This window comes from Hymenobacter persicinus, assembly GCF_004167665.1.
GTDB classification, from domain to species: Bacteria; Bacteroidota; Bacteroidia; order Cytophagales; family Hymenobacteraceae; genus Hymenobacter; species Hymenobacter persicinus.
On record NZ_SEWE01000011.1, the window covers coordinates 71,561 to 83,769 of the forward strand.

Genomic DNA, 12,209 nt, shown 5'->3' on the forward strand with positions numbered 1-12,209 from the left:
CTTTCCGCTTTACCTTTTTCAACGATGCGCAAATTCCTTTTAGGTCTGCTGATTTTTCTGGTGGTTCTGGTCGCTGCCGCGGCCCTGACCCCGATTCTGTTCAAGGACAAGCTCAAGCAGCAGCTCGACAAACAGCTGGCCCAGCGTGTGGCGGCCAAGGTGGAATACGACCCGAATAAGGTTGGCCTGAGTTTGTTTAGCACCTTTCCCGACCTGGGACTGAGCATCGACGAACTGCGCGTGATTGGCGTCGATTCTTTTTCCCGCGACACGCTGGCCTACCTGCCCTCGTTTCGGGTGGGCCTGGATTTGATGAGCGTGATTCGCGGGGAGCAAATCAAGATTAAATCCATTCAGCTCGACCGGCCCGACCTGAGCCTGAAGGTGCTCAAAAGCGGCCGGGCCAACTGGGACGTGATGCTTTCGGACTCCGCCGCGGCCGCGAAGGGGCAGGACACGAGCCAGGTGAGTCTGGCCATCAAGGGCTGGGAAATCAAGAACGGCAAGCTGCGCTACGAGGACCGCACCATCCCGTTTGCCATGCGCGCCAGTGGCGTGAACCACACCGGCTCCGGCGACTTTGCCCAGAACGTGTTCGACATGGTGAGTAAGACCACGGCCGAGAGCTTCACGATGAACTACGCCAGCGTGGACTACATCAGTAACAAAAAGCTGGACGCCGACGTGACGATGGCCATGGACCTGGATAAGATGCTCTTCACCTTTAAAGACAACAAGGTGAAGCTGAACGACTTTCCGGCCACTTTTCAGGGCACCGTGGGCTTGCCCAACGCTACCGACATCACCTACGATTTGACCTTCAAAGCCCTGGAAACCGACTTCAAAACGATTCTGAGTCTGGTGCCGGGCGTGTATACCGAGCAGTTCAAGGACGTGAAGGCCGATGGCCGGGTCGCTTTCGACGGTTACCTGAAGGGCGTGCAGAATGAGTTAAAGTTTCCCGGCTACGGCGTGAACCTGAAGGTGACCAACGGCATGTTTCAGTACCCGCAGCTGCCTCAGGCGGCCCGCAACATCAACGTGGACCTGAACGTGGATAACCCTTCGGGCTTCACCAACAACGTGAAGGTGAACGTGAAGCAATTTCACCTCGACCTGGGCAAAAACCCCATTGACGGCAACGTCATCATCGACGGGCTGGCGCCGATGAAGGTGGACGGCCGCGTGAAGGCCAACGTGGACCTGGCCGAGATGATGAAGGTGTACCCGGTGCAGGATCTGCTGCTGCGCGGGCAGCTGTTCGTGGACGCCACCGGCAAGGGCACGTATTCGAAAACCCAGATGCCGGTCGTGAATGCCAAGCTCAACCTGACCAATGGCTACGTGAAGAGCAAGCAGTTTCCGGCCCCCATCGAAAACCTGACTCTGAATGGCACGGTGGTCAACACCACGGGCCAGATGAACGACACCCGCATCGACATCCCGCAGTTTCGGATGCTGCTCGACGGGGAGCCGCTCGAAGGCCGCGTGGCCGTGCAGAGCATCGACAAGCCCGTGTTTGACGCCAACGTGAAAGGCGTGGTCGACCTGACCAAAATCACCAAGATCTTCCCGCTCGAGGGCATGACCGTGACGGGACGCCTGAACGGCAACGTGGCCGCCAAGGGCAAGATGGCCGACATCGAGGCCGGGCGCTACCAGAGCGTGGTGGCCTCGGGCACCGTAAACGCGCAGAACGTAACTTATAAGAGTGCCGACCTGCCCCAGGGTATGCGCGTGACCCGGGCCACGGCCACGTTCAACAACGACCAGATTGTGCTCCAGAACATGACCGGCTTCGTAGGCTCCTCCGACATTGCCGCCTCAGGCACTATCTCCAACTACATGGGCTACCTGTTTACGCCCGGCCAGCCGCTGCGGGGCAACCTGACGGTGAACTCCCAGCGCTTCAACGTGAACGAGTGGATGGTGGATGAGGTATCGGCCAAGCCGACCAAGGGCGCCACGGCGGCCACCAAGGCGCCGGCTGCCGCCACCAAGGCCGACGGCGTGCTGCAGATTCCCAAGTTCTTCGACCTGACCCTGAACAGCACCGTGGGCCAGGTGGTGTACGACAACCTCAAGCTCGACAACGTGAAGGGCGTGGTGACCGTGCGCGACGAAACGGCCAAGCTTAACAACCTGACTTTTAATACGCTCGGCGGGGCCTTTGCCACCAACGGCTCCTACAGCAGCAAAAACCTGGCTCACCCCAAGTTCGACTTCGGGCTCAACATCAAGAACCTGAACTTCCAGAACGCCTTCTCGGCCTTCAACTCCATCAAAACCCTGGTGCCCCTGGCCGACAACCTCGAAGGCGTGTTTTCGACCAACTTCAGCGTGAGCGGGGAAATGGGCCCCGACATGATGCCCAACTACAGCACCCTGACCGGCAAGGGCCTGTTTGAGGTGGTGCGGGCCGCCGTGGGCAATTCCGACGTGCTCAACAAAATCAGCACCCTGACCCAGTTCCAGGAGCTGAAGAGCTTCGCCGTCGACCACAAGGACGTGGCAGCCGAAATAATCAACGGCAACTTTATCGTGAAGCCCTTCGACCTCACGGTGGGTCAGATCAAGATGACGGTGGGCGGCTCCAACAACATCAGCAGCGGCGGCCTGGCCTACGTAACGGCCCTCGACGTGCCGACCGGCAAAGTGGGCACCAACCTCAACAGCCAGCTCACCCGCCTCACCGGCGTGAAGGATATTAAAGGCACGGAACGCGTGACGCTGGGCCTCAACATTGGCGGCACAGTTACGAATCCGGTGGTAAAGCTGACCACGGGTGGGGTGAAATCGCAAGCCAAGGACCTGGCCAAAAGCCTGGTGACGAGCGTGGTGCAAAGCCAAGTCGATAATGCCAAGCTCAAGCTGGCCGCCAAAACCCAGGTGGCCCAGGACAGCCTCAAGCACGAGCTGGAGCGCAAGCAGCAGGAGCTGGCCGGCAAGGCCCAGCTGGAGCTCGAAAAGCGTCGCCTCGAAGCTCAGGCCAAGCTCAAGGCCCAGGCCACTCAGGGCCTGAACAACCTGTTTGGGGGCAAGAAAAAAACGCCGGCCAAGGAGCCGGCTAAAGACCCCGAGCCCACACCCACCGACAGTACAAAATCCGGACAATAGAACTTAACCGGGCTAATCGGGTCGAAAATGGCCGAATAATTGCTCAAAACGAAGAGGTGCCGTTTCTCCGTAAACGGCACCTCTTCGTTTTCCCACCTTTCCACACTTTCTCCCGATGAAACTCAACCGCTTCCTTTCCTTCGTGGCCCTTGCGGCCCTGACCCTCACCGGCTGCAGCAAAGACAACGATTCTGACGCTGGCACCAAGCTGGAAGTGCGCCTCACCGATGCCCCCGGCGACTTCCGGGCCGTGTCCCTGGACGTGCGCCAGATCGAGGTGCACCTGAAGGACGAGCAAGTGGCCGACGGCTGGCAAACCCTGAACTTCACGCCCCAGTTCGTCAACATCCTCGACTACGTCAACGGCAAGTCGGCCCTGCTGGTAAGCACCGATTTCGCCCCCGGCGACATCAAGGAAATCCGCCTGATTCTGGGCCCCAACAGCACCGTAACGGGCACCGACGGCTTCGTGTACGACCTCAAAACCCCGAGCGGGCAGACGTCGGGCGTTAAGCTCAAACTCGACAAGGTGACCCTGCGCGAGGGTGAAACCTTCCAGCTCCTGCTCGACTTCGACGTGGCCAAGTCCATTGTGGAGCGCGGCAAGTGGAACGCCAGCAAGAAGAAGGAAGAGCGCTACCTGCTCAAGCCCGTTATCCGGCTCGTGGCGCAGGAAATTGCCGGCGGCTTGTCCGGCACCGTGACGCCGGCCGCCACGCTCCCCCAGATTCTGGCCATTCGGACTTCCCTCATCCCCGCCGACACCTTCAGCACCGCTGCTGATGCCAGCGGCGCGTACCGCCTGCTGGGTATTCCGTCGGGCGTGTACCGCGTGGAGTACTTCCCCACCACTACGGCACCTACCAACCAGCCTGCTTACCACGGCGCGGTCCGGACCGGTATTGTGGTAACCAATAACCAGGAAACCCGGATTGACCCCGTCAAGCTCGACTAGTCCGCTCACGGATTTCGGAAAAGAAGCGCTGCACTTACTGTAGCGCTTCTTTTTTGCCCGCGCCGCCCGCGCACCTGCAGTTTGCTCAGCAGGACAGAAAAGGGCTTTCCAGCGGTCAGATCCTTGAAAAGCAATACGGTATAAAAATATTTCCGTGTAATAGCGTGGATTATATATTGCAATTTTCTACGTTTGAATTGTCAAACTCTCCTGCCACTCTACCCTTTCCACTATGAAGCACTTTGCTCTCCTATCTGCAGCACTACTTTCCAGCCTCGCTTTCACGGGTTGCCAGGACCTCGCCGAGGACGTGGCACCCCGCCCCCAAACCGCCTCGGCCGACGCCAAGAAAGTCACCACGTACCAAGCCGTTTCCATCGACCTGATCGGGGTGGAAGTAAGCCAGGACACCGACGAGAATACCAGCAACTGGACCGCCCTGCCCGGCGTGCAGCCCGGCCGGCGCAACCTGTTACAAACCGGCAATATCGGCACCCCGCTCTTCGTCACGGGCGCCTTCCAAACCGGCACGCTCAAGCAGCTGCGCCTGATTCTGGGTCCTAACAGCACCATCACGCTCTCCGATGGCCGTATCCTGCCTCTCGATACGCCTAGCGGCCAGACCTCGGGCCTGAAGGTGAAGCTGAATGCGGCCGTCACGAGCGGCACCAACTACGCCGTACTGGTTCCCATTGACCCCGATTGGCAAGTGGTGGCCCGCGGCAATGGCTCCTACGGCCTGAAGCCCGTGCTCGAAGGCACCGTCAGCGCCCAGCAAATCATTATTATCACGCCCGGCGGGGGCGGCGGTCCGGTGGTTTTCTAACCCGCTTTCCGGCGCCGACCCGCGCGGCCGGCACTTAGGCAATTCGTAAAAAAGGGCTTCGCGAAATCAGTTTCGCGAAGCCCTTTTTCGTGTCAATTCCCCGATTAATCCAGTCGTTGTTTCTTAATGCAGCAGTTGTTGCAGCAGCGCCAGCAGTTCGCCCTGAGTGGTCTGGGTTTTGTCGTGGGCGTACCAGCCGTGCACCTGCTCGGCGTACTCCTCGTGCGTGGCGCCGCGGGCTTTCAGGTCGAGCAGCAGCTTCTGGGCCGGGGCAGGGCGGGGTCCCCAGTGCGTGACCTCAGTTAGTGTGTCGGCGCGCAGCACCAGCAGCTTCGGAATCGAGCGGGCGCCGTTGGTGAGGTAGCGGTCCATCAGGTCCGGGTGCTCGTCGCGCAGCACGTAATGGGTGGTGATTCTGCCCCCCGAGGCCTGGGCTATGGCTTCCAGCACGGGCACAATCTGCGAGGCGTCGCCGCACCAGCCTTCAGTGATAATCAGCCACACGTACCGCTGCGTGAGGTTTTGCAGCGCCGCCTGCACGGCGGGCAGCAGCTGCACGGTTTTGTCGAGGCGGCGCATGCGCTGCACGTTCAGCTTGGTGTAATCGGTCAGCTCTTCCGACTGCTGGGGGCCGGTGGTTTTGCCTTCGGCCAGCAGCTCGTCAATCAGCTGGCGGTAGGCGGCATACGAGTAGGCCGAAGCCAGCAGCTGGGGAGTAGCAACCGGCAGGGAAAGAAGGTCGGACATGGCGGGCAGAGAAAACGGTGGCTGTTGAGCTCCGTAAACTCAAAAAACCCCGGCGAGGTTATTCCCGCCGGGGCTTTTCGCGCAGCAAACTCGGTTCTACAGGCTCACCGTTTCCAGGCCCGCCGCCGACAGTTCTCGGCAGTAGGTGATGTAGTCGGTGTTGATGGGTGTCAAGCCCTGCTCCCGCATCTTGATGGCCACCTGGCCGCGGTGGTAGTTGCCGTGGATGGGCAGGTGAGTGTAGATGTCCGATACCTGACTCGTGAAGGATTCGCCGGCCGAATTGGTGTAGCTGATCAGGCGGTGCAGTTCGGTCTCGTCGGCTTCGGCGGCCATGCGGTACACGCGCGCCGTCGACTGCTCGTGCCAGTAGTGCAGGCCGGCCAGATCGTGCTCCTGCCACACTTTCACCGGGCTGGGCGTGTTGGTCAGGCGGCCAATCCAGATGGACTGGGCATTCAGGACGTGGCTGAACAACCGCAGCACGTTGGCGGGAATGGTGGCGCCGCCTGCCACGAGGCCGTCGAGGTGGCGCAGTAGGGTTTCGTTGGCCCACACGTTGTAGGCGCCCAGTTTTGCAATGGTGTTAATCATCGTTCAGGTATTCAGGGTTCAGGTCGTCGGAGGGCGCAAAGCGGCCGGGGCCAGTGCGGGCCGGGGCTATAACAGCGGGGCGCCCGGATCTTCTACCGCGGGTCCTGCCAGACCAGCATTTCCGCGGTTCGGTTTTTGGTAAAATCGGCGCACTGTCCGTCGCCGCGGCCGGTGATGCCACCGTCGGGGTGGCAGAGCACTTTGCCCTTGGCGTCGTAGACCGTGCTGAACTGGTCGCAGCAGGGCGCCGTTTCGAAGTACACTACCTGGTCGTTGTAGCGGTAGCGGTAGATGTGCACGGGCGGGTTCTGTTTTTTCTCGGCTAAGTGGTTCTGAATGCGCGTTTCCAGCCACTGGGGCCGGGCGGTGGTGTCGAAGGCGGTGGCCCGGTTGCGGGTCAGGTCGGTGGTGTTGGCGCTGGTCGGGTTGGGCGTGTCAGTGCCGTTCACGTAGCCCGCCACCGGCGGGTCGGTGGGCGTATTGACGGCCACCCCGCGCTGGCAGGCGCCGGTCAGCAGCAGGGCCGCGGAAGTGAAGGCAAACAGGAACGTGGGGCGCATGGCGGCAAAATTAAGGGGGCGAAAGTAGTGAACGGACGCCAAAGGCCGAGGTTGCCTCCCGCCGCGCGACGGGAACCCGACCCTTTTTTCTACTGGTCCCCGATTACCAGCCCCACAAGCTCCACAGCGGTGGCCCAAATACCAGCAGCCCCACCACTAGTGCCCCAGCCGCTACCACCAGCACCGCGCCGGCAGCCACGTCCTTGGCCTTGCCGGCCAGGGCGTGGTACTCGGGCGAAACCAGGTCGGTGAGGGCCTCCACGGCAGTATTGAGCAGCTCGGCGCTCCACACCGCCCCGATGGCCAGGGCCACTAGTGCCCACTCCAGCCGCGTAATACGTAGGTAAAAGCCCAGCCCGATGGCCGCCGCCGCCGCCGCGTGAAAGCGCAGGTGCACTTCCGAGCCCAGCGCCGAGGCCACGCCCCGGAAGGCGTGCCCGAAGCTGGCCACGCGCCGCCGCAGCAGCCCCGGCCGGCCTGCGGACTCAGCCACGACCGTCAAACTCGTGGAATACGCTGAGCCGCAGCCCCTCCCATTCCGATTTCAGAATGCTGTAGTAGACCGAGTCGCGGCGCCGGCCCCCGGGCATCACCATGTGGCTGCGCAGAATCCCTTCCTCCGTGGCCCCCATCCGCCGCATGGCTTCCCGCGACTTCAGATTCAGCGCGTCGGCTTTAAGCTCCACCCGTTCGCAGCCCAGCTCCCCAAAGGCGTACTTGAGCAGCAGGTGCTTAGCCGCGCGGTTGAGGCCGGTGCGTTGAAAATCCGTGCCCAGCCAGGTCCAGCCGATTTCCAGGCGCCGGTCGGGAGGCGAGAAGGAGCCGTAGCTGGTGCTGCCCACCACCCGCCCGGTTTCCCGGTCGATGATGGCAAAGGCGTAGCGGGTGCCCTGGGCGCGGTCCTGCACGGCTTTGTTCAGGTAAGCGGCCAGCCCCAGCGCATCGGCGGGAGCGGGCAGGGAGCTGAATTTCCACAGTTCCGCATCGAAGATGATGCGCTTGAGCTCTTCAAAATCCGTGGGCTCCAGGGGCCGCAGCCGGACGCGGGAGTTTTCGAGGGTGATGCAGCGGGAGCAGTCCATAAGCGTGGAGAAGGGCGGGCTTCGAAATCAAAACCAGAACGTCATGCCGAGTGCAGTCGAAGCATCTCTCCCGCAATAGTATATGATTACTTTGGCGGGAGAGATGCTTCGACTGCGCGGACGCCAGATCAAGCATGACGAACAGCGTGGCTGCTTACTTCTTCATCTCGCCCACCATGTCCTCGGGCTTGAGCCACTCGTTGAACTGCTCCTCGGTGAGGTAGCCGAGCTGCAGGGCCGTTTCCTTCAGGGTCGAGCCGTTTTTGTGGGCCGTCTGGGCAATTTCGGCGGCTTTGTAGTAGCCGATGTGCGGGTTCAGGGCCGTCACCAGCATCAGGCTGCTGTCGACATGCTTCTTGATGTTGGCCTCGATAGGCTCGATGCCCTCGGCGCACCGGTCGTTGAACGACACGCACACGTCGCCGATGAGGCGGGCCGAGTGCAGGAAGTTGTAAATCATGACCGGCTTGAACACGTTCAGCTCGAAGTGACCACTCATGCCGCCGATGTTGATGGCCACGTCGTTGCCCATCACCTGGGCCGCTACCATCGTCATGGCCTCGCACTGGGTCGGGTTCACCTTGCCGGGCATGATGCTCGAGCCAGGCTCGTTGTCGGGAATGTGCAGCTCACCGATGCCGGCGCGCGGGCCCGAAGCCAGCAGGCGGATATCGTTGGCAATCTTCATCAGCGAAGCCGCTACCGTCTTCAGCGCGCCGTGGGCTTCCACGATGGCGTCGTGGGCGGCCAGGGCCTCAAACTTGTTTTCGGCCGTGATGAAGGGCAGACCGGTGAGGTCGGCAATGTGCTTGGCCACGTTCTCCGAGTAGCCGGCCGGGGTGTTGATGCCGGTGCCGACGGCCGTGCCGCCTAAAGCCAGCTCGGAGAGGTGAGCCAGCGTGTTCTTGATGGCGCGCAGGCCGTGGTCGAGCTGGGACACGTAGCCGCTGAACTCCTGGCCCACGGTCAGCGGGGTGGCGTCCATCAGGTGGGTGCGGCCAATCTTGACGATGTGCATGAAATCCTGGCTTTTGCGCCGGAGCGTGTCGCGCAGCTTCTCGATGCCGGGAATCGTGACTTCGACCAGAATCTTGTAGGCGGCAATGTGCATGGCCGTCGGGAACGTGTCGTTGCTCGACTGCGACTTGTTCACGTCGTCGTTGGGGGCCAGCACCTTTTTCTCGTCCTGGAGGCTGCCGCCCTGCAGCACGTGGCCGCGGTAGGCAATAACCTCGTTCACGTTCATGTTCGACTGCGTGCCCGAGCCGGTCTGCCACACCACCAGCGGAAACTCCTGGTCGAGCTTACCCGCCAGGATTTCGTCGGCAACCTTGCCAATCAGCTCGGCCTTTTCGGCGCTCAGGATACCCGCGTCGCGGTTGGTCAGCGCGGCGGCCTTTTTGAGGTAGGCAAAGGCGCGGATGATTTCCTTGGGCATCCGGTTGATGTCCTGGGCAATCTGAAAGTTGTCGATGCTGCGCTGGGTCTGGGCGCCGAAGTAGGCGTCGGCCGGCACCTGCACGGTGCCCATGGTGTCTTTCTCGGTGCGGAATTGCATGTAGCGGGAATGAAAATGACGAATCCGGTTTTGGAGGTGGTAAAAGTACGCAACAACCCGAACTCAGGCCCTAAAAAGACACCGGCCCCGCTGCCGAAGCAACGGGGCCGGTGAAAAATTCCCGCGCCGGGAGTTAGCAGCCCGACCAGCGGACCCGCCGTCAGAACGAATAGTTCAGCGAGGCTTTAATCACGCGGTTCTGGGCGTCGAAGCGGTTGTTCTTATCCAGCGACGACAGGCCGAAGTCGTAGCCCGCGCTCAGGCCGAAGCCGCTGTCGAACTGGTAGCCCAGCCCCCCAACGGCGGCGAAGTCCACGGGGCGGAACTGATTTTTCACGTCGAAGTCCGTCTTAAAAGCGCTGAAGCCCAGGGCTCCGGCTTCCACGCGCACCTTGTTGCTGACCAAGAACGAGGCCTGTGGGCCGGCGAAAAGGTAGAAGCCGGGCGTCAGGTAGCCCTTAAACAGCACCGGCACATCAATGTAGGCCATGCGGGAGGTAGCCGTGACGCGGGCATTCAGGAAGTCGAACTTCTCCCAGGGCAGCGTGCCGACCAGCTTGGCGCCTTTCTCGGAGTACGAAACGCCGGGCTCGATGGCAAAGCCCGGACCCAGCGGAATAGTGGCGTAGAGGCCGGCGTGCACGCCGGGCTTCATTTCCTTGGTCACGGCCCCGTTGGTGTAGCCGGCCAAATCCATCACGCTCTGCACGGCATCCCCCGACCAGTCGGAGACGTTGACGCCAGCCCGCACCCCGAACTTGATGCCCGGCGTGGCCGGGGCGGGACGCACGGCCGAGTACACGGGGCGGGCCGGAGCTGGAGAGTAGGTTGGGCGGCGCACCTGGGCCTGGGCCACGGAGAAAGAAGCAGAAACCAGCAGCGCGGCCGCAGCCAAGCGCCCGAAGAGAGCTTTGGAGTTCATATCGAAGAGTATTCGGGAAAAGATGAAGAGCAGAAAACCGCGGCGGCGCAGGCAGCATCCGAGCCAGGGTTTCGGTGGGGTGGTATGTCAAAACCATACCAACTACGCTGCAGCTCCCCGCACCCCGGCGCGGCCGGCCGGGAACTGCCGCTGCAAATCAGCCACTTAAAAATCTGCTGCATCGACCAACCGGGCGGAACTCCCGACCAAGCGCCGGGCTACCAGCAGGACCCAAACCCGGATTTTATGCCCGCGCTGCAGCTGACTACGCCGCACTGGTACGCCGAAAGACGGGCGCTGCCGAAGTAGGGGCTGGGGTTGAGCGGCGGCCGTGCCTCATTTTTCCGTGGTAAGTCGTCTGTTAGCAGCCGGCTGCGTATAGCCCTTATTCAAATCAGCTATTCCCGCCATGAAAAAGACCTTCGAAGACGAATCCGAGGCTCTCTCGGCCCAGCCCGACCAGCCCACCACGGCCCAGCCGGCCGCCTCTACCACTGCCTCCTCCACGGCTTCTTCCCCAAGTGAGACGCCCGTGCCCGTGGCCGGCAACGGCGCCCCCGATTACAGCCAGGTTCAGGTTAAAACCGAGCCCGAACTACCCCGTGAGGTAGAGCCCGGCGGCAGTGCCACCGAGCCCCAGAGCGGGGGCGGCTACAGCGGCTAGCCCATACCAACGTTGACTTAACAGCAAAAAAGCCGACCTGCGAGGGTCGGCCTTTTTTGTTGGGAGCGTGGGGCCGGCTACGGCTAGAAGCTCACCGACATTTCCACCACCTGGTCGGCGCGGAGGCCGCTGGCGAGGCCGGGCTGCCAGGCGGGCCCTTCGCAGATCAAACGGATGGCGGCGGCATCGTAGTCGGCACGCAGGCTGCGAACCACTTGGAAGTTCTCCAGCTGCCCGGCGGCCGTCACCGTGAATTTCACCCGGACGGTACCATCCAGGCCCTTGGCGGGCGGCTCGGGCCGGAACTTGTTGTTGTGATGCAGATAATCCTGGAAGCTGCGGTAGCCGCCCACCGGCTGGGGCCGCACGCTGGCCGCGGGGGGCAGATTAGCAGAGCGCGCCGCACCCGTTTCCGGCGCCGCTTTGGCCTTCATGCTTTTTGCCGCAACGCTCCCATCCATGTCGGCGGCAGCGGCCATGGCCACCCGCCCCTTGGCCGGCGCAGGTGCCGCCGATAACGACTCCGGCACCGGCACCGCGGCCTGGGGCACTTCCACCATAGCCACGACGGCCGCAGGGTTTTCCGGCGTAGCGGTGGTAGTAGCAACTGCGGAAGCCGGCCTAGCGCGGCCCCGCCGGGCCGGGGCCGCGCTAGGCCGGGGCCGGGCTGCGGCAATGGGCGCGGAAGCCGCCGGCGCCTCAGACCGCGTCGCCCCGGCCACCGGCTCCGGAGCTGGAAGCGGGGCTGCGGCCGGGGCTGGGGTTGGCTCCGGGGTCACCGCCACGGCCGGCTCGGCGGCGCGGGGTGCGGGACGGGCAGCCGCCACTTCGGCTGATTCTGACTGTAACTTCTTGGTCCGCAATCCAAACCAGGCGGCGGTACTCAGCACCAATAGCAGCAGCACGGCCGCCATAGCCCGCCAGAGCACGGCCTGCCGCTGCGGGGCCGCTTCCTCCGCCAGGCGCTGGTGCAGACGGCCTTGCAGGGTAGTCAGGGCGGCATCGGTGGTGGCAGCATCAGTAACGGCCAGGCCGTCGAGCACGTCGGCGCAGCGGGGGCAGTCCAGGGTGTGGGCCTCGACACGGTGCTGCTCGGCCGCGGGCAGCGTACCGGCCACATACTGCCGCAGCAGCGGCAGGGGCAGGTGTCCGGCCGGGTCGGCGGGCAGCTGCGGGGGCACGGG

Annotated in this window: 13 protein-coding genes; 5 read left to right on the forward strand and 8 right to left on the reverse strand. The window is 62.7% G+C overall.

The features are described from left to right. Positions 1–24: 24 nt before the first annotated feature. The 3 genes from EWM57_RS07435 to EWM57_RS07445 all read left to right on the forward strand — a co-directional run bounded on the left by EWM57_RS07435 (position 25) and on the right by EWM57_RS07445 (position 4,898). Positions 25–3,117 carry an AsmA family protein gene (locus EWM57_RS07435; protein ID WP_129920509.1) on the forward strand — a complete coding sequence of 1,031 codons (3,093 nt, stop codon included), beginning with the start codon at positions 25–27 and terminating at the stop codon, positions 3,115–3,117. Between the two features lie 115 nt (positions 3,118–3,232). Beyond that, a complete protein-coding gene (locus EWM57_RS07440; RefSeq protein ID WP_129920510.1) occupies positions 3,233–4,072 on the forward strand; it encodes a DUF4382 domain-containing protein in 840 nt (279 codons plus the stop codon). 232 nt (positions 4,073–4,304) lie between these two features. Continuing rightward, positions 4,305–4,898, forward strand: a complete 594-nt coding sequence (locus EWM57_RS07445) for a DUF4382 domain-containing protein (RefSeq protein ID WP_129920511.1) — start codon at positions 4,305–4,307, stop codon at positions 4,896–4,898. A gap of 123 nt (positions 4,899–5,021) precedes the next feature. Here EWM57_RS07445 and EWM57_RS07450 read toward each other — a convergent pair whose 3' ends face one another. The 7 genes from EWM57_RS07450 to EWM57_RS07480 all read right to left on the reverse strand — a co-directional run bounded on the left by EWM57_RS07450 (position 5,022) and on the right by EWM57_RS07480 (position 10,361). Further along, the gene (locus EWM57_RS07450) at positions 5,022–5,645 is read right to left on the reverse strand and encodes a thioredoxin family protein (RefSeq protein WP_129920512.1); all 624 of its coding nucleotides are present in this window, start codon (positions 5,643–5,645) and stop codon (positions 5,022–5,024) included. A gap of 96 nt (positions 5,646–5,741) precedes the next feature. Further along, positions 5,742–6,239 (reverse strand): DinB family protein, encoded by a 498-nt coding sequence (locus EWM57_RS07455; RefSeq protein ID WP_129920513.1) that lies wholly within the window; start codon positions 6,237–6,239, stop codon positions 5,742–5,744. A gap of 92 nt (positions 6,240–6,331) precedes the next feature. Next, a complete protein-coding gene (locus EWM57_RS07460; RefSeq protein ID WP_129920514.1) occupies positions 6,332–6,799 on the reverse strand; it encodes a DUF6970 domain-containing protein in 468 nt (155 codons plus the stop codon). 103 nt (positions 6,800–6,902) lie between these two features. Then, on the reverse strand, positions 6,903–7,292 hold the full coding sequence (locus tag EWM57_RS07465; RefSeq protein ID WP_242510009.1) for a diacylglycerol kinase family protein: 390 nt from the start codon (positions 7,290–7,292) through the stop codon (positions 6,903–6,905). Then, the gene (locus tag EWM57_RS07470; protein ID WP_129920515.1) at positions 7,285–7,881 is read right to left on the reverse strand and encodes a GNAT family N-acetyltransferase; all 597 of its coding nucleotides are present in this window, start codon (positions 7,879–7,881) and stop codon (positions 7,285–7,287) included. Before EWM57_RS07470 ends, EWM57_RS07465 begins: the two co-directional genes overlap by 8 nt. A 154-nt stretch (positions 7,882–8,035) precedes the next feature. Beyond that, entirely contained in the window at positions 8,036–9,439 is a 1,404-nt protein-coding gene (gene fumC / locus EWM57_RS07475) for a class II fumarate hydratase (RefSeq protein ID WP_129920516.1), read from the reverse strand. A gap of 160 nt (positions 9,440–9,599) precedes the next feature. Then, on the reverse strand, positions 9,600–10,361 hold the full coding sequence (locus tag EWM57_RS07480) for a porin family protein (protein WP_129920517.1): 762 nt from the start codon (positions 10,359–10,361) through the stop codon (positions 9,600–9,602). An 84-nt stretch (positions 10,362–10,445) separates the two neighbouring features. Here EWM57_RS07480 and EWM57_RS07485 point away from each other — a divergent pair, with 84 nt between their 5' ends. Beyond that, a complete protein-coding gene (locus tag EWM57_RS07485) occupies positions 10,446–10,670 on the forward strand; it encodes a hypothetical protein (protein WP_129920518.1) in 225 nt (74 codons plus the stop codon). 100 nt (positions 10,671–10,770) lie between these two features. Further along, entirely contained in the window at positions 10,771–11,025 is a 255-nt protein-coding gene (locus EWM57_RS07490) for a hypothetical protein (protein WP_129920519.1), read from the forward strand. An 83-nt stretch (positions 11,026–11,108) separates the two neighbouring features. Here EWM57_RS07490 and EWM57_RS07495 read toward each other — a convergent pair whose 3' ends face one another. Continuing rightward, on the reverse strand, positions 11,109–12,206 hold the full coding sequence (locus EWM57_RS07495; RefSeq protein WP_165370447.1) for a TonB family protein: 1,098 nt from the start codon (positions 12,204–12,206) through the stop codon (positions 11,109–11,111). Positions 12,207–12,209: the final 3 nt, after the last annotated feature.